This window comes from Streptomyces sp. NPDC079020 (assembly GCF_044542225.1).
Lineage (GTDB): Bacteria > Actinomycetota > Actinomycetes > Streptomycetales > Streptomycetaceae > Streptomyces.
The window spans coordinates 285,145-305,497 of record NZ_JBITUB010000001.1 but is presented as its reverse complement, the minus strand read 5'-3'; the positions used below and the strand labels follow the sequence as shown (position 1 = coordinate 305,497).

At 70.1% G+C, this 20,353-nt stretch carries 15 protein-coding genes; 14 read left to right on the top strand and 1 reads right to left on the bottom strand.

Going from position 1 to position 20,353, the window contains the following annotated elements; all coding sequences use genetic code 11:
* Position 1: 1 nt before the first annotated feature.
* From ACIGJO_RS01410 to ACIGJO_RS01345, 14 genes are all read left to right on the top strand, one after another.
* Positions 2-2,014 carry a peptidoglycan D,D-transpeptidase FtsI family protein gene (locus tag ACIGJO_RS01410; RefSeq protein WP_399950329.1) on the top strand — a complete coding sequence of 671 codons (2,013 nt, stop codon included), beginning with the start codon at positions 2-4 and terminating at the stop codon, positions 2,012-2,014.
* A 39-nt stretch (positions 2,015-2,053) separates the two neighbouring features.
* Positions 2,054-3,793, top strand: a complete 1,740-nt coding sequence (locus ACIGJO_RS01405; RefSeq protein WP_399950325.1) for a UDP-N-acetylmuramoyl-L-alanyl-D-glutamate--2,6-diaminopimelate ligase — start codon at positions 2,054-2,056, stop codon at positions 3,791-3,793.
* Between the two features lie 4 nt (positions 3,794-3,797).
* Positions 3,798-5,219 carry a UDP-N-acetylmuramoyl-tripeptide--D-alanyl-D-alanine ligase gene (gene murF, locus ACIGJO_RS01400; RefSeq protein ID WP_399950322.1) on the top strand — a complete coding sequence of 474 codons (1,422 nt, stop codon included), beginning with the start codon at positions 3,798-3,800 and terminating at the stop codon, positions 5,217-5,219.
* Positions 5,216-6,286, top strand: a complete 1,071-nt coding sequence (gene mraY, locus ACIGJO_RS01395) for a phospho-N-acetylmuramoyl-pentapeptide-transferase (protein WP_266929884.1) — start codon at positions 5,216-5,218, stop codon at positions 6,284-6,286. Before murF ends, mraY begins: the two co-directional genes overlap by 4 nt.
* The gene (murD, locus tag ACIGJO_RS01390; RefSeq protein ID WP_399950319.1) at positions 6,268-7,710 is read left to right on the top strand and encodes a UDP-N-acetylmuramoyl-L-alanine--D-glutamate ligase; all 1,443 of its coding nucleotides are present in this window, start codon (positions 6,268-6,270) and stop codon (positions 7,708-7,710) included. The genes mraY and murD overlap by 19 nt, the downstream gene beginning before the upstream one ends.
* Positions 7,711-7,786: 76 nt before the next feature.
* On the top strand, positions 7,787-9,250 hold the full coding sequence (ftsW, locus tag ACIGJO_RS01385) for a putative lipid II flippase FtsW (RefSeq protein WP_399950316.1): 1,464 nt from the start codon (positions 7,787-7,789) through the stop codon (positions 9,248-9,250).
* Positions 9,251-9,256: 6 nt separating this feature from the next.
* Positions 9,257-10,351, top strand: coding sequence for an undecaprenyldiphospho-muramoylpentapeptide beta-N-acetylglucosaminyltransferase (gene murG, locus ACIGJO_RS01380; protein ID WP_399950311.1), 1,095 nt, complete (start codon positions 9,257-9,259; stop codon positions 10,349-10,351).
* A gap of 49 nt (positions 10,352-10,400) precedes the next feature.
* Complete coding sequence (locus ACIGJO_RS01375; RefSeq protein ID WP_399950308.1) at positions 10,401-11,195, top strand: cell division protein FtsQ/DivIB; 795 nt, start codon at positions 10,401-10,403, stop codon at positions 11,193-11,195.
* 276 nt (positions 11,196-11,471) lie between these two features.
* The gene (gene ftsZ, locus ACIGJO_RS01370; RefSeq protein WP_399950305.1) at positions 11,472-12,686 is read left to right on the top strand and encodes a cell division protein FtsZ; all 1,215 of its coding nucleotides are present in this window, start codon (positions 11,472-11,474) and stop codon (positions 12,684-12,686) included.
* A 32-nt stretch (positions 12,687-12,718) separates the two neighbouring features.
* Positions 12,719-13,441 carry a peptidoglycan editing factor PgeF gene (pgeF, locus tag ACIGJO_RS01365; RefSeq protein ID WP_399950301.1) on the top strand — a complete coding sequence of 241 codons (723 nt, stop codon included), beginning with the start codon at positions 12,719-12,721 and terminating at the stop codon, positions 13,439-13,441.
* A 6-nt stretch (positions 13,442-13,447) separates the two neighbouring features.
* A complete protein-coding gene (locus ACIGJO_RS01360) occupies positions 13,448-14,167 on the top strand; it encodes a YggS family pyridoxal phosphate-dependent enzyme (protein ID WP_399950298.1) in 720 nt (239 codons plus the stop codon).
* A 127-nt stretch (positions 14,168-14,294) separates the two neighbouring features.
* Positions 14,295-14,912 (top strand): cell division protein SepF, encoded by a 618-nt coding sequence (locus tag ACIGJO_RS01355; RefSeq protein ID WP_266929870.1) that lies wholly within the window; start codon positions 14,295-14,297, stop codon positions 14,910-14,912.
* Between the two features lie 89 nt (positions 14,913-15,001).
* Entirely contained in the window at positions 15,002-15,286 is a 285-nt protein-coding gene (locus ACIGJO_RS01350) for a YggT family protein (RefSeq protein ID WP_006123846.1), read from the top strand.
* A gap of 49 nt (positions 15,287-15,335) precedes the next feature.
* Positions 15,336-16,478, top strand: a complete 1,143-nt coding sequence (locus tag ACIGJO_RS01345; RefSeq protein WP_399950294.1) for a DivIVA domain-containing protein — start codon at positions 15,336-15,338, stop codon at positions 16,476-16,478.
* A gap of 198 nt (positions 16,479-16,676) precedes the next feature.
* Here ACIGJO_RS01345 and ileS read toward each other — a convergent pair whose 3' ends face one another.
* Complete coding sequence (gene ileS / locus ACIGJO_RS01340) at positions 16,677-19,850, bottom strand: isoleucine--tRNA ligase (RefSeq protein WP_399950291.1); 3,174 nt, start codon at positions 19,848-19,850, stop codon at positions 16,677-16,679.
* Positions 19,851-20,353: the final 503 nt, after the last annotated feature.

Here is a 20,353-nt window from a genome sequence, read left to right as displayed (position 1 = left end):
AGTGCCGCCCAAGGAACCGCCGCACCGCCGCGTACCCGGCCCCGCGCGCCCGCGCGGAAGCGGCAACGGAGCGGGCGGCTCCGGCCGCCCCCGGTCCACCGCGCACCCCGGGGGCAGGCGTCCGCGCCCGTCCGCCCGGCGGCCCGGCAGCGCGACGGCCCGCGGCCGCACCCCGCGCTCGCTGCGCCTGGGCAGCCCCCGCCCCCGGCTGCGCCTGGTGGGCCTCGGCCTGACGGCCGTCATGCTGGTCTTCGTGGCCCGGCTGTTCCAGGTCCAGGCCGTCGACGCCGGCGCGTACGCGGCCAAGGCCGACAAGAACCGCTACCAGGAGTACACGGTGGCCGCGGAGCGGGGCGAGATCACCGACCGCAGGGGCATCGCCCTGGCCACCAGTGTCGACGCGCACGACATCACCGCGGACCCCAAGATGTTCACCCCCGAGGACAGCAAGGCCCCCGACGCACCGCAGCAGGCCGCAGCCCTGCTCGCGCCGATCCTCGGCAAGGACGCCGAGGAGCTGACCAAGAAGCTGTCGACGCCCGGGAGCCGCTACACCGTGCTGGCCCAGCGGCAGACCCCGCAGGTCTGGAAGCAGATCAAGGACCTCAAGTCGGTCTTCGCGGAGAAGGCGGCCAGGGACCGGGCCAACGGCGGCCCGGGGGTCAATGTGCTCGCCGGCGTCCTCCAGGTGCCGACCACCAAGCGGGTCTATCCCAACGGCGACCTCGCCGCCGGGATACTGGGATTCGTCAGTGCCGACGGCAAGGGCGGCGGCGGGCTCGAATCGCAGCTGGACAAGCAGCTGGCGGGCGAGGACGGCACGATCAGGTACGCCCAGTCGGGCGGCCGCAGGGTGCCCACCGCGGGTGCCCGGGAGATCCCCGCCGTCTCCGGCTCCGACATCGAGCTCACCATCGACCGGGACATCCAGTGGGCCGCGCAGCGGGCCATCGCCGACCAGGTGAAGAAGTCCAAGGCCGACCGCGGCTATGTGGTCGTCCAGAACACGAAGACCGGCGAACTGCTGGCCATGGCCAATGCCCCCGGCTACGACCCGAACGACCTCTCGCAGGTCAACGGGGCCGCCCTGGGCAACGCGGCGCTCCAGGACGTGTACGAACCCGGCTCCACCAGCAAGGTCATGTCCATGGCGGCAGTGCTGGAGGAAGGCGTCGCCACGCCCGGCACACATGTCACCGTCCCCAACCGGCTGCACCGCGGCGACCGGCTCTTCAAGGACGACATCGACCACCCCACCTGGTACCTGACGCTCAACGGCGTACTGGCCAAGTCCAGCAACATCGGCACCATCCTGGCCACCGGACAGCTCGGCAAGACCCAGGCCGAGGCCAACAAGGTCCTCCACTCCTATCTGCGCAAGTTCGGACTCGGCAGCGAGACCGGGCTGAACTACCCGGGCGAGTCGCCCGGCATTCTGGCCGAGCCGGAGGACTGGTCGACCTCGCAGCAGTACACGATCCCGTTCGGCCAGGGCCTCTCGCTCAACGCCGTACAGGCCGCGTCGGTCTACTCCACGATCGCCAATGGCGGGGTACGGGTCGCCCCCACCCTCGTACGCGGGACCAAGGGCTCCGACGGACGCTACACCGCGTCCCCGGAGCCCGAGCAGAACCGGGTGGTCAGCGAGAAGACCGCCAACACGCTGGCGGCCATGCTGGAGTCCGTCGTCGGCGACGAGGAGGGCACCGGGACCAAGGCCAGGATCCCCGGCTACCGGGTCGCGGGAAAGACCGGCACCGCCAACCGCGTCGACCCGGTACGCGGCGTCTACAAGGGCTACACCGCCTCCTTCGCGGGCTTCGCGCCCGCCGACAATCCGCAGATCACCGTCTACTGCGCGATCCAGAACCCCACCCGGGGCAGCTACTTCGGCGGCCAGATCTGCGGGCCGATCTACAAACAGGTCATGGAGTTCGCGCTGAAGACGCTCCAGACCGCACCGTCCGGCAGCGAGCCCGCCCGGCTGCCGGTGTCCTTCAAGCCCGGCGAGTGACAAGGGGGGTGCGCGAGCACGCCCCCGAGGGAAGACCCAGTGACAACCATCACCCCCGATCCCGGGAACCGGAACGAGATCCACCGCAACCCGGGTCCCTCGCTTCGCGAGAGGCCGGGTCAGCCCGGTACGCTCACCGCCGTGCCCCACGCTGATCAGTCTCAAACCACCCAGAAGGACGCGCCTGTGACTTATCCGGGAGCGCCCCGACCGGACCGGCTCCGGCCGACTTCCCTCGGCGAGCTGGCAGCCCGGCTCGGCCTCGAAGCACCGCGGACCGGCGAGGTCACGGGAATCACCCACGACTCACGGGCGGTACGGCCCGGCGACGTGTACGCGGCCCTGCCCGGGGCCCGCCTCCACGGCGCCGACTTCGCCGCCCAGGCCGCCGGTCTCGGCGCCGCCGCGGTCCTCACCGACCCGGCGGGCGCCGAACGGGCCGCCGCCACCGGACTCCCGGTGCTGGTCACCGAGGACCCGCGCGGCCGGATGGGCGAGCTCGCCACCGAGATCTACGGGCGGCCGGGCGCCGGCCTGCTCCAGATCGGCATCACCGGAACCTCCGGCAAGACCACCACCGCGTACCTCGTCGAGGGCGGGCTGCGCGGCGCCGGCCGCAGCACCGGGCTGATCGGCACCGTGGAGATGCGGATCGGCGACGAGCGCATCAAGTCCGAGCGCACCACCCCCGAAGCCACCGACCTCCAGGCACTGTTCGCCGTCATGCGCGAACGCGGCGTCGAGGCGGTCGCGATGGAGGTCTCCAGCCACGCGCTGGTGCTCGGCCGGGTCGACGGCTGTGTCTTCGACGTCGCGGTCTTCAACAACCTCAGCCCGGAACACATGGAGTTCCACACCGGCATGGAGGACTACTTCCAGGCCAAGGCGCAGCTGTTCACCCCGCTGCGCAGCCGGCTGGGAGTCGTGAACTTCGACGACGAGTACGGCCGCAGGCTGATCAAGGAGGCCTCCGTCCCCGTCGTCAGCTTCTCCGCCGAGGGCCACCCGGACGCCGACTGGCACGCCGAGGACGTCGAAGTCGGCCCGCGGGACAGCACCTTCACGGCTGTGGGCCCCCAGGGCGAGCGGATCACGGCCAGGGCCCCGCTGCCCGGCCCGTTCAACGTCGCCAACACCCTCGCCGCCATCGTCACGCTGGCCGTCGCGGGCATCGACCCGCAGACCGCCGCCGACGGCGTCGCGGATGTCCCCGGCGTTCCCGGCCGGCTGGAGCGCGTGGACGCCGGACAGCCCTATCTGGCGGTCGTCGACTACGCACACAAGACCGACGCCGTCGAATCGGTGCTGCGCTCGCTGCGCAAGGTCACCGAGGGCCGGGTGCACATCGTGCTCGGCTGCGGCGGCGACCGTGACACGACCAAGCGCGGCCCGATGGGCGCCGCCGCGGCCCGCCTCGCCGACACCGCCGTACTGACCTCCGACAACCCCCGCTCCGAGGACCCCCTGGCGATCCTCGCCGGGATGCTCTCGGGCGCCGCCGAGGTGCCCGTCCACGAGCGCGGTGACGTCCTGGTCGACGCCGACCGGGCCGCGGCCATCGCCGCCGCGGTCGCCCGTGCCGAGCCCGGCGACACCGTCCTCGTCGCGGGCAAGGGGCACGAGCAGGGCCAGGACATCCACGGGGTGGTGCGGCCCTTCGACGACCGCCTCGTTCTGCACGCAGCCATCGCACGGTCCCTGGGGCGCCACAGAGCCGATGACGCGTCCCCGAGCGTCACGGACCACGCCCCTCACCACGAGAACAACAGTCAGGGATGACCCAGTGATCGCCCTTTCCCTCGCCGAGATCGCCGAAATCGTCGGCGGGCAGCCGCACGACATACCGGATCAGGCAGTCGTCGTCGACGGGCCCGTCGTCATCGACTCCCGAGAAGTGGCGCAAGGCAGCCTGTTCGCCGCGTTCAGCGGTGAGCGGACCGACGGCCACGACCACGCGCAGCGCGCCGTCGAGGCGGGCGCGGCAGCAGTGCTCGCCGCCCGCCCCGTCGGTGTTCCGGCGATCGTCGTGGACGACGTCGAAACCGCGCTCGGCACGCTCGCACGCGCCGTCGTGGAGCGCCTCGACGCCACCGTCGTCGCCCTCACCGGCTCCGCGGGCAAGACCTCCACCAAGGACCTGATCGCCCAGATCCTCCAGCACCGGGCCCCCACCGTCTGGACGCCGGGCTCCTTCAACAACGAGATCGGCCTACCGCTCACCGCGCTGCGCGCCACGCGGGAGACCCGGCACCTGGTCCTGGAGATGGGTGCCCGCGGCGTCGGCCACATCCGCTACCTCGCCGGTCTCACCCCGCCGCGCATCGGGCTGGTGCTCAACGTCGGCACCGCCCACATCGGCGAGTTCGGCAGCCGGGAGGCCATCGCGCAGGCCAAGGGCGAACTGGTCGAGGTCCTCCCCGAGGACGGCGCCGCCGTCCTCAACGCCGACGACCCCCTCGTACGCGCCATGGCCTCCCGCACGAAGGCCCGGGTACTCCTCTTCGGAGAGGCCGCGGATGCGGACGTACGGGGCGAGAAGGTCCGGCTCACCGAGGACGGCCGCCCCGCTTTCGAGCTCCACACACCCACCGGGTGCAGCGACGTGACCTTGCGCCTGTACGGTGAGCACCACGTGTCGAACGCGCTCGCCGCGGCCGCCGTCGCCCATGAGTTGGGCATGTCCGTGACTGAGATCGCCGAGGCGCTCTCCGGAGCGGGCACCCTCTCCCGCTGGCGCATGGAGGTCACCGAGCGTCCGGACGGTGTGACGGTCGTCAATGACGCCTACAACGCGAACCCCGAATCCATGAGAGCCGCACTGCGTGCGCTGGCCGCCATGGGCAAGGCCCCCCGGGCCGGCGGGGGACGCACCTGGGCGGTGCTCGGTCCGATGGCCGAGCTCGGCGAGGCGTCGCTCGCCGAGCACGACGCGGTCGGACGGCTCGCCGTCCGGCTCAACGTCAGCAAGCTCGTCGCAGTCGGAGGAAGAGAAGCCTCCTGGCTGCAACTGGGCGCATATAACGAGGGTTCGTGGGGTGAGGAGTCGGTGCACGTGTCCGACGCACAGGCGGCCGTCGACCTGTTGCGCAGTGAACTGCGCCCGGGAGACGTCGTGCTGGTGAAGGCGTCCCGGTCGGTCGGCCTGGAGAAGGTCGCCCTGGCACTGCTGGAGAACTCGACCGAGGGCGAGGTCGCCGGCCGATGAGGCAGATCCTCTTCGCGGGGGCCATAGGGCTCTTTCTGACCCTGGTCGGTACCCCGCTGCTGATCAAGCTCCTGGCCCGCAAGGGATACGGGCAGTTCATCCGCGACGACGGCCCGCGCAGCCACGGCAGCAAGAAGGGCACGCCCACCATGGGCGGCATCGCCTTCATCCTGGCGACGATCATCGCGTACATCCTGGCGAAGGTGATCACCGGCGAGGAGATGCGCTTCTCCGGTGTCCTCGTCCTGTTCCTGATGGCCGGGATGGGGCTCGTCGGCTTCCTCGACGACTACATCAAGATCGTCAAGCAGCGTTCGCTGGGCCTGCGGGCCAAAGCGAAGATGGCCGGCCAGCTGATCGTCGGCATCGCCTTCGCGGTGCTCTCGCTCCAGTTCGCCGACTCCAGCGGCAACACCCCCGCCTCCACCCGGCTCTCGTTCGTCGAGGACTTCGGCTGGTCGATCGGCCCGGTGATGTTCTGCGTCTGGGCGCTGTTCATGATCCTCGCGATGTCCAACGGCGTGAACCTGACGGACGGTCTGGACGGCCTGGCCACCGGTGCCTCCGTGATGGTCTTCGGCGCCTACACCTTCATCGGTCTCTGGCAGTTCCAGGAGTCCTGCGCCAACGCGGACACCCTGACCAACCCCAGCGCCTGCTTCCAGGTACGCGACCCGCTCGACCTGGCCGTGGTGGCCTCCGCCCTCATGGGTGCCTGCTTCGGCTTCCTGTGGTGGAACACCTCGCCCGCCAAGATCTTCATGGGTGACACCGGTTCGCTCGCCCTCGGCGGCGCGCTGGCCGGGCTCGCGATCTGCTCCCGTACGGAGTTCCTGCTCGCCATCCTCGGCGGCCTCTTCGTGATGATCACCATGTCCGTGGTCATCCAGGTCGGTTCGTTCAAGATGACCGGCAAGCGGGTCTTCCGGATGGCACCGCTCCAGCACCACTTCGAACTCAAGGGGTGGTCCGAAGTCCTTGTCGTGGTCCGCTTCTGGATCATCCAGGGCATGTGCGTGATCGTCGGCCTCGGCCTCTTCTACGCGGGATGGGCAGCCAAGAAGTGAGCAACGTGGACTGGCAGGGCAAGCGCGTCACGGTGGCCGGACTCGGCGTCAGCGGAATCCCCGCCGCCCGTGTCCTGCACGGACTCGGGGCGCTCGTCACCGTCGTCAACGACGGGGACGACGAGCGCAGCCGTATCCAGGCGGCCGAGCTGGAGGCGCACGGCATCACCGTGCGCCTCGGCGACGGCGCGACCCTGCCCGAGTCCACCGAGCTCATCGTGACCGCCCCCGGCTGGAAGCCGGACAAGCCGCTCTTCCTGGCAGCCGCCGAGGCGGGCGTCCCCGTATGGGGCGACGTCGAACTCGCCTGGCGGCTGCGCGGGCTGAACGGCAGGGAGCCCGCCCCCTGGCTCGCGGTCACCGGCACCAACGGCAAGACCACCACCGTACGGATGCTCGCCTCGATCCTCGGCGCCGCGGGGCTGCGCACCGAGGCCGTCGGCAACATCGGGGTCTCGCTGCTGGACGCGGTGCTCGGCGACGAGACGTACGACGTGCTCGCCGTCGAGCTCTCCAGCTACCAGCTGCACTGGGCGCCTTCGCTGCGCGCCCACTCCGCGGCCGTGCTCAACCTGGCCCCGGACCACCTCGACTGGCACGGCTCCATGGAGGCGTACACCGCCGACAAGGGCCGGATCTACGAGGGCAACACCGTCGCCTGCGTCTACAACGCCGCCGACCCGGCCACCGAGCACCTGGTGCGCGAGGCCGATGTCGAGGAGGGCTGCCGTGCCATCGGCTTCACCCTGGGCGCCCCCGGCCCCTCGCAGCTCGGAGTGGTCGACGGCATCCTCGTCGACCGGGCCTTCGTGGCGAACCGGCAGAAGCAGGCGCAGGAGCTCGCGGAGGTCGGCGACATCGACCCGCCCGCCCCGCACAACATCGCCAACGCGCTCGCGGCCGCCGCGCTGGCCCGCGCCTTCGGGGTCGGGCCCGCGGCGGTACGCGACGGGCTGCGGGCCTTCCGCCCGGACGCCCACCGCATCGAACATGTGGCGGACGTCGGCGAAGTCGCGTACATCGACGACTCCAAGGCCACCAACACCCACGCCGCCGAAGCCTCCCTCGCGGCGTACGACCCGGTGGTCTGGATCGCCGGGGGGCTCGCCAAGGGCGCCACGTTCGACGGGCTGGTGGCCGGTGCGGCCAAGCACCTGAGGGGTGCCGTGCTGATGGGCGCCGACCGGGCGCTGATCCGCGAAGCCCTGGCGCGACACGCCCCCGAGGTACCGGTGGTCGACCTCGACCGGACCGACACTGGGGCGATGTCCGAGGCGGTCGGGGAAGCGGCACGGCTCGCCCGGCCGGGCGACACCGTACTGCTGGCACCGGCCTGCGCCTCGATGGACATGTTCACCAACTACAACAAGCGGGGCGAGGCGTTCGCGGACGCGGTCCGCGCACTCGCCGACGAGCGCGACTGACGGGCCCGGCCACCGTCGCCACGGGCCCCGGGCCCGGCACCGGTCCCGGGCACGAACAGTGGAGGGGACAGCGACAATGCCGGCCGACGAGAGCTCCGCCGCGCGCCTGCCGGACCGCGCACGCGCGACCGCGGCGGTCAGCCGGGCGCTCATCCCGCGCCTCCTGGCCCGCCCCGCCCCGGCGGGCCCTGTGCCGCCCGTGGGCCTCATGCTGCGCGGCCGGCCCACAACGGCCTCACGACGGCCCCCGGCGCCCCGTGGCGGCGGCCGTGGCTCCGGCGGCCCCAGTGGCTCCGGCGGTCTCTTCCGAGGCCCGCGCAGGCTCTACGAACAGGCGCGCCGGGCCTGGGACCGGCCGCTGACCGCGTACTACCTGATCCTGGGCTCCAGCCTGCTGATCACCGTGCTCGGGCTCGTGATGGTCTACTCCGCCTCGATGATCAAGGCGCTGGACATCGACAGGCCCGCCACGTACTTCTTCCGCAAGCAGTTCCTCGCCGCCGTCATCGGCGCCGCGCTGATGCTGCTCGCCGCCAGGATGCCCGTCAAGCTCCACCGGGCGCTCGCCTACCCGCTGCTGATGGGCACCGTCTTCCTCATGGTGCTGGTCCAGGTGCCGGGGATAGGGATGTCGGTCAACGGCAACCAGAACTGGATCTATCTGGGCGGCCCCTTCCAGCTCCAGCCCAGCGAGTTCGGCAAACTCGCGCTGATCCTGTGGGGCGCCGACCTGCTGGCCCGCAAACAGGACAAACGCCTGCTGACGCAGTGGAAACACATGCTCGTCCCGGTCGTCCCGGTCGCCTTCATGCTGCTCGGGCTGATCATGCTCGGCGGCGACATGGGAACTGCGATCATTCTCACCGCGATCCTGTTCGGGCTGCTCTGGCTGGCCGGCGCGCCCACCCGGCTGTTCGCCGGGGTGCTCGGCTTCGCCGCCGTCATCGGATTCCTGCTGATCAAGACCAGCCCGAACCGCATGGCCAGGCTCGAATGCACGGCGTTCAGCAACCCCGGCCCGGAGGCCTCCTGCTGGCAGGCCGTACATGGTATCTACGCTCTGGCGTCCGGCGGATGGTTCGGTTCCGGGCTGGGCGCGAGTGTGGAAAAATGGGGTCAACTGCCTGAACCACACACCGACTTCATCTTCGCGATCACCGGTGAGGAACTGGGTCTGGCAGGGACGCTGTCGGTGCTCGCCCTGTTCGCGGCTCTAGGCTATGCGGGTATCCGCGTGGCCGGACGCACGGAGGACCCCTTCGTGAGGTATGCCGCGGGAGGTGTGACCACCTGGATCACGGCGCAGGCCGTGATCAACGTCGGTGCGGTGCTCGGTCTGCTGCCGATCGCCGGGGTCCCGCTCCCGCTGTTCTCCTACGGAGGGTCGGCTCTGCTGCCGACCATGTTCGCTGTCGGGCTGATGATCGCCTTCGCGCGAGATGATCCCGCCGCGAGAGCGGCCCTGGCCATGCGGAGGCCCGGGGTGAGATGGAAGACGATGAGACGGCGCGTCAAGAAGCGTCCGTCCGGAGAGCGGTGAATTTCGGTGCATGTCGTACTCGCCGGCGGGGGGACCGCCGGCCACATCGAGCCCGCGCTTGCCCTCGCAGACGCCCTGCGCAGGCAGGACCCGGCCGTGGGAATCACTGCCCTCGGCACGGAACGCGGACTTGAGACCAGGCTCGTACCCGAGCGGGGGTACGAACTGGCGCTCATCCCTGCCGTACCGCTGCCGCGCAAGCCCACCCCCGAGCTGATCACCGTCCCGGGACGGCTGCGCGGCACGATCAAGGCCGCCGAGCAGATCCTGGAGCGCACCAAGGCGGACTGCGTGGTCGGCTTCGGCGGCTACGTCGCCCTGCCCGGCTACCTGGCCGCCAAACGGGCCGGAGTGCCGATCGTCGTCCATGAGGCCAACGCCCGTCCGGGACTGGCCAACAAGATCGGTTCGCGGTACGCGCACGGCGTCGCCGTCTCCACCCCGGACAGCAAGCTGCGCGGCGCCCGCTACATCGGCATCCCGCTGCGCCGCACCATCGCGACCCTGGACCGCGCCCGGGTGCGCCCCGAGGCGCGCGCCGCCTTCGGTCTGGATCCCAACCTGCCGACGCTGCTGGTCTCCGGCGGCTCGCAGGGCGCCCGCCGCCTGAACGAGGTGGTCCAGCGCGTCGCGCCGCTGCTCCAGCGCTCCGGAATCCAGATCCTCCATGCGGTCGGTCCGAAGAACGAATTGCCGCGCATCGACAACATGCCCGGGATGCCGCCCTACATCCCGGTACCGTACGTGGACCGGATGGACCTCGCGTACGCCGCGGCCGACATGATGCTCTGCCGCGCGGGCGCGATGACCGTCGCCGAACTCTCCGCCGTCGGGCTTCCCGCCGCCTATGTCCCGCTGCCCATCGGCAACGGCGAACAGCGGCTCAACGCCCAGCCGGTGGTCAACGCGGGCGGCGGTCTGCTGGTGGACGACGCGGCGCTGACCCCGGAGTGGGTGCAGGGCAACGTCCTTCCGGTGCTGTCCGATCCGCACCGGCTGTACGAGATGTCCCGTGCCGCCGCGGAGTTCGGCCGGCGCGACGCCGACGACCTGCTCGTCGGCATGGTGTACGAGGCGATTGCCGCACGCCGCCAGGCGTGAGGCGGTGCGGACCCGGGGCGCGCGCCCCGGGTCCGGTGAAGGAGCGAGCGTGGCCGGAGGGACGACCGCCCAGCGCGGTGCGGGCAAGCGGGCGGACACCCCCGCCCGTCCGCCGCGCACCGGGCCCGAGGGGCGTCGGCTGAGCCGCCGTACACTGCTCATCCTGATCGCCGTCGCGGTGGCCCTGGTCACCGCCGGCGCGGTCTGGGTGCTCTACGGGTCGTCCTGGCTGCGGGTGGAGCGGGTCGGTGCCACCGGCACCGATGTGCTGACCCCGGCCGAGGTGGAGGCCGCGGCGGAGGTTCCGCTCGGGGCGCCGCTGATCTCCGTGGACACGGGCGCCATGGAGAACAGGTTGCGCCAGAAGTTGTCTCGTATCGACACAGTGGATGTCGTACGGTCATGGCCGCACGGGATCGGCCTTAAAGTGACCGAACGAAAGCCGGTCCTGTTGGTGGAAAAGGGCGCAAAGTTCATTGAAGTGGACGCGAAAGGCGTGCGCTTCGCGACCGTGGACAAAGCGCCCCGGGGCGTACCTCTGCTGGAACTGAAACCCGATCAGTCAGCGAGTTTGCGCCGCTTCGGCAGTGACCGTCTGTTGCGGGAAGCGGTCCGGGTCGCGGGCGGTCTTCCGGGGAACATCGCCAAGGACACCGAGGCCGTACGGGTCACCTCGTACGACTCGATCTCCCTGGAACTGACCCGGGGTCGTGCGGTGACCTGGGGCAGCGGCGAGGAGGGGCCGGTGAAGGCGAGAGTCCTCACCGCTCTCATGAAAGCCGCTCCCAAAGCGGGGCACTTCGACGTGAGTGCACCCACCGCCCCTGCGGTTTCGGGAAGTTGACGCACATTTGGCCTGGCCAGGACCCTGGTTGGTCATCGCTACGGGTGATCACATAGGGTGAAAAGAAAAACGGGAGGTTCGGCGTGTTCGTTGAACGTGCGCCACTTGTCGACTTAGTGTCCTGTTCGGAAGAGTCCAAGAAGCAGACACACTGGTAACCCTAAACTTCAACGTTAGGGTTTGGGTCGGCGTCCGGACCGTCCCAATCGGCATCCGTCGTCGCCACGGGAAACCCGTGAAGCGACGACACGTAACTCGAGGCGAGAGGCCTTCGACGTGGCAGCACCGCAGAACTACCTCGCAGTCATCAAGGTCATCGGTGTCGGCGGCGGTGGTGTCAATGCCATCAACCGAATGATCGAGGTCGGCCTCAAGGGCGTCGAGTTCATCGCGATCAACACTGATGCGCAAGCCCTGTTGATGAGCGACGCCGACGTCAAGCTCGACGTCGGCCGTGAACTCACCCGCGGCCTCGGCGCCGGGGCGAACCCGGCCGTCGGTCGCAAGGCGGCAGAGGACCACCGTGAGGAGATCGAGGAGGTCCTCAAGGGGGCCGACATGGTCTTCGTCACCGCCGGAGAAGGCGGCGGCACCGGCACCGGCGGCGCACCCGTCGTCGCCAACATCGCGCGCTCGCTCGGCGCCCTGACGATCGGTGTGGTCACCCGCCCGTTCACCTTCGAGGGCCGGCGACGCGCGAACCAGGCGGAGGACGGCATCGCCGAACTCCGCGAAGAGGTCGACACCCTCATCGTCATTCCCAATGACCGACTGCTGTCCATCTCGGACCGCCAGGTCAGTGTGCTCGACGCGTTCAAGTCGGCCGACCAGGTACTGCTCTCGGGTGTCCAGGGCATCACCGACCTCATCACCACCCCGGGTCTGATCAACCTCGACTTCGCCGACGTCAAGTCGGTCATGTCCGAGGCCGGATCGGCGCTCATGGGGATCGGCTCGGCCCGCGGGGACGACCGCGCGGTGGCCGCCGCGGAGATGGCGATCTCCTCGCCGCTCCTGGAGGCGTCCATCGACGGCGCCCGCGGTGTCCTGCTCTCCATCTCCGGCGGCAGCGACCTCGGTCTCTTCGAGATCAACGAGGCCGCCCAGCTGGTGAGTGAGGCGGCACACCCCGAGGCGAACATCATCTTCGGCGCCGTCATCGACGACGCCCTGGGTGACGAGGTACGGGTCACCGTGATCGCCGCGGGCTTCGACGGCGGACAGCCGCCGGCCCGTCGTGAGAACGTCCTGGGCGCGGGCGCCGGCAAGCGCGAGGAGCCGGCCGCGCCGGTACGGGCCGCCGAACCCGCCCGCCAGGGCGGTGGACTGGGCTCGGTGCCTCTGCGCGATGAGCCCAAGGCCCCGGCCGAACCCGCTCCGGTGGTGAACGAGAGCCCGCTTCCGCCGGTCTCGCCGCCGCACGTCCCGCCAGCCCGTCCCTACCAGGACACCCAGGCCGAAGAGCTGGATGTACCGGACTTCTTGAAGTGATAGGTCGGCATCACAAGAGCCCCGCGTTTCACGTGGAGGACTCGACGGGCGGCGCGCACTTCGCCTTCACCGACAGGTGGGGCGGGGTGAGCGCCGCTCCGTATGAGCAGCTCAACCTCGGCGGCGCGGTCGGAGACGACCCCGCCGCCGTGCGCGCGAACCGCTCCCGCGCCGCCCGCCACCTCGGTCTCGATCCGGCGCGGGTCGTCTGGATGAACCAGGTGCACGGGCGGGACGTGGCCGTCGTCGACGGACCCTGGGGCGAGGCCCCGGACATTCCGGCGGTGGACGCGGTGGTGACCGCCCGGCGCGGAGTCCCGCTCGCCGTGCTCACCGCGGACTGCACGCCCGTACTGCTCGCCGACCCGGTCGCCGGAGTCGTCGCGGCGGCGCACGCGGGACGGCCCGGTCTGGTCGCCGGAGTCGTACCGGCCGCGGTCGAGGCCATGACCGGCCTCGGCGCCGAACCCTCCCGGATCATCGCGCACACCGGGCCCGCCGTCTGTGGACGGTGCTACGAAGTCCCGGAGCCGATGCGGGCGGAGGTGGCTCGGACCGTTCCCGCCTCCTGGTCCGAGACGAGCTGGGGAACGCCGGCCGTGGACGTCACCGCCGGAGTGCACGCGCAGCTCGACGCCCTCGGCATCGGCGACCGGCACCGCTCGCCGTTCTGCACCCTGGAATCGGGCGACCATTTCTCCTACCGCCGCGACCGCACGACAGGGCGGCTCGCCGGATATGTCTGGTTGGACTGATAGGGCATGACGGACCGTAGGACTCAACTCGCCGAAAATCTGGCACAGGTGGAGGAACGTATTGCTTCCGCTTGTGCAACAGCCGGTCGTAAAAGGGAAGAAGTGACCCTGATTGTGGTCACGAAGACTTATCCAGCGAGCGATGTGCGGATCTTGCACCAACTCGGTGTGCGTCATGTCGCGGAGAATCGCGACCAGGACGCGGCACCGAAAGCCGCCGCATGTGCGGATCTGTCACTGACATGGCACTTTGTCGGACAATTGCAGACGAACAAGGTTCGTTCTGTGGCGAGTTATGCCGATGTCGTGCAGTCGGTGGACCGGGTCAAGCTGGTCACCGCGCTCTCCGCGGCCGCGGTGCGCGGTGAGCGTGAACTGGGCTGTCTCATCCAGGTCGCCCTGGACGCGGACAGCGGCGGGCGCGGTGAGCGCGGCGGTGTCGCGCCGGACGCGATCGAGGAGTTGGCCGCCGCGGTGGACGCGGCGCCGGGGCTCCGGCTCGACGGCCTGATGACGGTCGCGCCGCTGGCCGGACCGTACGCGGGGCGGCAACGGGCGGCATTCGACCGGCTGATGGAAATCGCATCCCGCCTGCGCTCCGGCCGTCCGGCTGCGAACATGGTCTCCGCGGGGATGAGTGCGGACCTTGAGGACGCCGTTGCGGCCGGAGCGACACATGTACGCGTCGGTACGGCGGTACTCGGAGTCCGACCCCGGCTCGGGTAACGTCGCGAAGCAGGTCGGACCACAGCAGAAAATATGGTCATTCCCACTTGTAGCGGGCAAAGACCACAGTGGATCGCGGGCACTTGGTGACGAATGCCGATCCACCACAGAGCGGAGGACTCAGAGCATGGCCGGCGCGATGCGCAAGATGGCGGTCTACCTCGGCCTCGTGGAGGACGATGGGTACGACGGTCCGGGGTTCGACCCCGACGATGAATTCGAACCCGAGCCGGAGCCCGAGCGGGACCGGCGGCGGCACCAGCCCGCGCATCAGGTGGAGCGGGAGCGCGAACGGGACGAACCGGTACGAGTCGTGCAACCACCCGCGCAGCGCGAGCCGGTTCAGCTCCCTGCGGAAAGCGGACGACCCGCCCGAATCGCCCCCGTGGCATCCATCACACCTGAACGTCCGAACATGGAGAAGAACGCACCCGTGATCATGCCCAAGGTCGTGTCCGAGCGGGAGCCCTACCGCATCACCACGCTTCACCCCCGGACCTACAACGAGGCCCGTACCATCGGGGAACACTTCCGTGAGGGCACTCCGGTGATCATGAATCTCACGGAGATGGACGACACGGACGCAAAGCGACTTGTCGACTTTGCCGCAGGACTTGTCTTCGGTCTCCATGGCAGCATTGAGCGTGTGACGCAGAAGGTGTTCCTGTTGTCGCCTGCTAACGTCGATGTCACGGCGGAGGACAAGGCCCGTATCGCAGAGGGCGGATTCTTCAACCAGAGCTGAGAACACGACACCGGGAACAACCCGGCCGAGAGGCCGGTGCCGGCCGCGAGGCCGGAGCTACGAGAGCCAGGGGAGAGGGAAGCGCGGGAATGGGCGTCGCACTGGATGTGGTCTATATCGCGCTGATGTGTTTCCTCATCGTGCTGATCTTCCGGCTGGTCATGGACTATGTCTTCCAGTTCGCACGTTCATGGCAGCCCGGCAAGGCGATGGTGGTCGTTCTCGAGGCCACCTACACTGTCACCGATCCACCGCTCAAGCTTCTGCGGCGGTTCATTCCGCCGTTGCGTCTCGGGGGCGTGGCACTCGACCTGTCCTTCTTCGTTCTGATGATCATCGTCTACATCCTGATCAGCGTTGTGGTCAGGTTGTGAGCGATACGGTCTTGCCGACTGCCGACGACTACGTAGAGGTGAAGAAGAGATGCCGCTGACCCCCGAGGACGTGCGGAACAAGCAGTTCACGACCGTCCGCCTCCGAGAAGGCTATGACGAGGACGAGGTCGATGCCTTCCTCGACGAGGTCGAATCGGAGCTGACCCGTCTGCTCCGCGAGAACGAGGACCTGCGCGCCAAGCTGGCCGCCGCGACGCGAGCCGCCGCGCAGAACCAGCAGCAGCAGGGCATGCGCAAGCCGGAGCCGCAGGACCGCCCGGGTGCGCCCGTTCCCGCCGCCATATCCGGACCTCCGGTGCAGCAGCAGCAGCCGCAGATGGGTCCGCCCCAGCTGCCCGGTGGCGCGCCGCAGTTGCCCGCAGGTCCCAGTGGCCATGGCCCTCAGGGTGGCCACGGTCCCGGTCCGCAGGGCCCGCACGGCCCCGGACCGATGCAGGGCGGTCCCATGGGTGGCCCGATGGGCGGCCCCATGGGCGGTCACGCCCCGCAGCAGCAGATGCAGCAGATGCAGCAGCCGCCGCAGATGCAGCAGCCCGGTCAGGGCCCCGGCGGCGACAGCGCCGCCCGTGTCCTCTCGCTCGCACAGCAGACCGCCGACCAGGCGATCGCGGAGGCCCGTTCCGAGGCCAACAAGATCGTCGGCGAGGCGCGCAGCCGTGCCGAGGGCCTGGAGCGCGACGCGCGTGCCAAGGCCGACGCCCTGGAGCGGGACGCGCAGGAGAAGCACCGCGTGGCGATGGGCTCCCTGGAGTCGGCCCGCGCGACGCTGGAGCGCAAGGTCGAGGACCTGCGTGGCTTCGAGCGCGAGTACCGGACCCGTCTGAAGTCCTACCTGGAGAGCCAGCTGCGTCAGCTGGAGACCCAGGCCGACGACTCGCTGGCTCCGCCGCGGACCCCGGCGGCCGCTTCGCTGCCGCCGTCGCCCTCGCTGGCTCCGGCCGGTGCGGGTGCCATGGGCCACAGCATGGGCGGTGGCAGCCACGGCGGTCACAGCAGCCAGCAGATGGGCGCCAACGCGTCCATGGGCGGTGCGCCTTCGTACGGTGGCCAGCAGCAGATGTCGCCCGCGATGACGCAGCCGATGGCACCGGTGCGGCCGCAGGCGCCGCAGCCGATGCAGCAGGCACCCTCGCCGATGCGCGGGTTCCTGATCGACGAGGACGACAACTGACAGGTTCGCGCTCGCTGAGCGCGTAGCCGTCGGCAGACAGAGGGCCGGGCCCCGGGATTCTCCCCGGGGCCCGGCCCTTTGCCGTGGGCGGTGAGCGATGAGGCGGCGCCCGGCGCGGCTGCCAAAAGGCTCCGGGAAAGCGGACGGCCCGACCGGAGACTCTCCGGTCGGGCCGTCCGTTCCGCGGGTGGCTCCGGGTCAGCGCTCCGTGCGGCGCAGGCGGAAGGTGAGGGCCAGGCCCTCGTCCTCGAACGGGGCGCCGTACGTCTCGTCCGCCTCGGCCTGCGCGTAGTCCAGGGCCAGCACCTCGTCCTGGATCAGCGGCGCGTGCTCGGTCAGGGCCTCCACCGTCGCGGGGGAAGTGGACGTCCAGCGCACCGCGATCCGGTCCGCCACGTCCAGGCCGCTGTTCTTGCGGGCCTCCTGGATCAGGCGGATCGCGTCACGCGCCAGGCCGGCCCGCCGCAGTTCCGGGGTGATCTCCAGATCCAGGGCGACCGTCGCGCCCGAGTCGGAGGCCACCGACCAGCCCTCGCGCGGCGTTTCGGTGATGATCACCTCGTCGGGGGAGAGCAAGACCGTCTCGCCGTCCACCTCGACCGACGCCGTACCCTCGCGCAGAGCAAGCGAGAGCGCGGCCGCGTCCGCGTCGGCGACGGCCTTGGCCACCGCCTGGACGCCCTTGCCGAACCGCTTGCCCAGGGCACGGAAGTTGGCCTTCGCCGTGGTGTCGACGAGCGAGCCGCCGACGTCCGAGAGCGAGGCCAGCGAGGAGACGTTCAGCTCCTCGGTGATCTGGGCGTGGAGCTCGGGGGAGAGGGACTCGAAGCCGGCCGCGCCCACCAGGGCACGGGACAGCGGCTGGCGCGTCTTGACGCCCGACTCGGCCCGCGTGGCCCGGCCCAGCTCCACCAGGCGGCGCACCAGCGCCATCTGCGTGGACAGCGCGGGGTCGATCGCCGCCAGGTCCGCCTTCGGCCAGCTGGAGAGGTGGACCGACTCCGGGGCCTCCGGGACGACGGGGACGACCAGGTCCTGCCAGACCCGCTCGGTGATGAACGGGGTCAGCGGGGCCATCAGCCGGGTCACCGTCTCGATGGCCTCGTGCAGTGTGCGCAGCGCCGCCTTGTCGCCCTGCCAGAAGCGGCGGCGCGAGCGGCGTACGTACCAGTTGGACAGGTCGTCCACGAAGGCGGAGAGCAGCTTTCCGGCACGCTGGGTGTCGTAACCCTCCAGCGCCTGCGTGACCTGGTCGACCAGCGCGTTGAGCTCGCTGAGGAGCCAGCGGTCCAGGACCGTGCGGTCCGCCGGTGCCGGGTCGGCCGCGGACGGCGCCCAGTCGGACGTGCGGGCGTACAGGGCCTGGAAGGCGACCGTGTTCCAGTACGTCAGGAGCGTCTTGCGGACGACCTCCTGGATGGTGCCGTGGCCGACGCGCCGCGCCGCCCACGGGGAGCCGCCCGCCGCCATGAACCAGCGCACCGCGTCGGCGCCGTGCTGGTCCATCAGCGGGATGGGCTGGAGGATGTTGCCCAGGTGCTTGGACATCTTCCGGCCGTCCTCGGCGAGGATGTGGCCGAGGCACACCACGTTCTCGTACGACGACTTGTCGAACACCAGCGTGCCGACGGCCATCAGGGTGTAGAACCAGCCACGGGTCTGGTCGATGGCCTCCGAGATGAACTGCGCCGGGTAGCGGCTCTCGAAGATCTCCTTGTTCTTGTACGGGTAGCCCCACTGCGCGAACGGCATCGAACCCGAGTCGTACCAGGCGTCGATGACCTCGGGGACGCGGTACGCCTCCAGCTGGCAGTTCTGCTGCGAGCAGGTGAACGTGATCTCGTCGATGAACGGACGGTGCGGGTCCAGCTCCGACTGGTCGGTACCCGTCAGCTCACCGAGTTCGGCGCGCGAGCCGACGCAGGTGAGGTGGTTGTCCTCGCAGCGCCAGATGGGCAGCGGCGTGCCCCAGTAGCGGTTGCGGGACAGCGCCCAGTCGACGTTGTTGTTGAGCCAGTCGCCGAAGCGTCCGTTCTTGACCGAATCGGGGAACCAGTTGGTCTTCTCGTTCTCTTCGAGGAGCCGGTTCTTGATCGCGGTCGTGCGGATGTACCAGGACGGCTGCGCGTAGTAGAGCAGCGCGGTGTGGCAGCGCCAGCAGTGCGGGTAGCTGTGCTCGTACGGGACGTGGCGGAAGAGCTTGCCGCGGGCGGCCAGGTCCTCGGTGAGCGCCTCGTCGGCCTTCTTGAAGAAGACGCCGCCGATCAGCGGCAGCCCTTCCTCGAAGGTCCCGTCGGGGCGGACCGGGTTGACGACCGGGAGGCCGTAGGCGCGGCAGACGACGAGGTCGTCGGCGCCGAAGGCGGGGGACTGGTGGACCAGACCCGTACCGTCCTCGGTCGTGACGTACTCGGCGTTCACGACGTAGTGGGCCGCAGCGGATCCGTCGCTGCCCTCGACGCTCGGGAAGTCGACCAGGGTGAACGGGCGCTCGTAGGTCCAGCGCTCCATCTCACGGCCGGTGAAGCTCTCGCCGGTGGTCTCCCAGCCCTCGCCGAGCGCCTTCTCCAGCAGCGGCTGCGCGACGACGAGCTTCTCCTCGCCGTTCGTCGCGACGACGTAGGTGACCTCGGGGTGTGCGGCGACGGCGGTGTTGGAGACCAGGGTCCAGGGGGTGGTCGTCCAGACCAGGAGTGCGGCCTCGCCGGCCAGCGGGCCGCTGGTCAGCGGGAAGCGCACGAAGACCGAGGGGTCGACGACCGTCTCGTAGCCCTGTGCCAGCTCGTGGTCGGAGAGCCCGGTGCCGCAGCGCGGGCACCAGGGAGCCACCCGGTGGTCCTGGACCAGCAGGTCCTTGTTGAAGATTTCCTTCAGCGACCACCACACGGAGTCGACGTACTCCGGGTCCATCGTGCGGTACGCGTCGTCCAGGTCGACCCAGTAGCCCATGCGGGTGGTCAGCTCGGTGAAGGCGTCGGTGTGCCGGGTGACGGACTCGCGGCACTTGGCGTTGAACTCGGCGATGCCGAACGCCTCGATGTCCTTCTTGCCGTTGAAGCCCAGCTCCTTCTCGACCGCGAGCTCGACCGGCAGGCCGTGGCAGTCCCAGCCGGCCTTGCGGCCGACGTGGTAGCCCTGCATGGTGCGGAAGCGGGGAAAGACGTCCTTGAAGACGCGGGCCTCGATGTGGTGCGCGCCGGGCATGCCGTTGGCGGTGGGCGGGCCCTCGTAGAAGACCCATTCCGGGCGGCCCTCGGACTGTTCGAGGCTCTTGGCGAAGACCTTGCTGTCGCGCCAGAAGTCGAGCACGGCGTGTTCGAGCGCGGGCAGGTCGACCTGGGCGGGTACCGGGCGGTACTGAGGCGATGTCATGTGCGGCTTCCTCCGGCGGACGTTTTCCACTTCCGTCGGAGGGACGAGAGCATCTCGCTCCCGCGGTACCACCCTCCTTGGCCCCGGGCGTGCGCCCTTGGCCCCCTCATTGGGTCGCGATGCCGGGTCTACTGGCCTTGCGGCGTTCTTCCGACGGCTCCGGGTGATCTTCACGACGCGCTCGCCCCCGGGCTTCCACCGTCCCCGGGTCGCTCATGGCCGCGTACGACGCTACTCGTCCCATCCACGCCTCTCGCTGAGGCAAGTGTACGGGCCCGTACGGGCGACGGCCGACCGGTTTACCCGGCGGCGCGGGCGTGACCCGAATGGCCACAGGGGAGCGGACGGACTTCCCGGCCGGGGGCGGGAGCGGATTACCGGGCGGGGAGCTGGGCACAACGGAGGCAGGCGCGCCACGACCCGGGTACGGGGAGGGGCGTGACGGCGGCGTGCCCCGTTGCCGCGGAGCTGGGGTCGATTTATCGTCCCAGCACGATTCGCGT

Coding starts and splice junctions, on each gene's coding strand:
- mraY (WP_266929884.1), top strand. CDS start 5,216: ATGAGGCAGATCCTCTTCGCGGGGGCCATAGGGCTCTTTCTGACCCTG.
- murD (WP_399950319.1), top strand. CDS start 6,268: ATGGGCAGCCAAGAAGTGAGCAACGTGGACTGGCAGGGCAAGCGCGTC.
- ftsW (WP_399950316.1), top strand. CDS start 7,787: ATGCCGGCCGACGAGAGCTCCGCCGCGCGCCTGCCGGACCGCGCACGC.
- ACIGJO_RS01360 (WP_399950298.1), top strand. CDS start 13,448: ATGACGGACCGTAGGACTCAACTCGCCGAAAATCTGGCACAGGTGGAG.
- ACIGJO_RS01355 (WP_266929870.1), top strand. CDS start 14,295: ATGGCCGGCGCGATGCGCAAGATGGCGGTCTACCTCGGCCTCGTGGAG.
- ACIGJO_RS01350 (WP_006123846.1), top strand. CDS start 15,002: ATGGGCGTCGCACTGGATGTGGTCTATATCGCGCTGATGTGTTTCCTC.
- ACIGJO_RS01345 (WP_399950294.1), top strand. CDS start 15,336: ATGCCGCTGACCCCCGAGGACGTGCGGAACAAGCAGTTCACGACCGTC.
- ileS (WP_399950291.1), bottom strand. CDS start 19,850: ATGACATCGCCTCAGTACCGCCCGGTACCCGCCCAGGTCGACCTGCCC.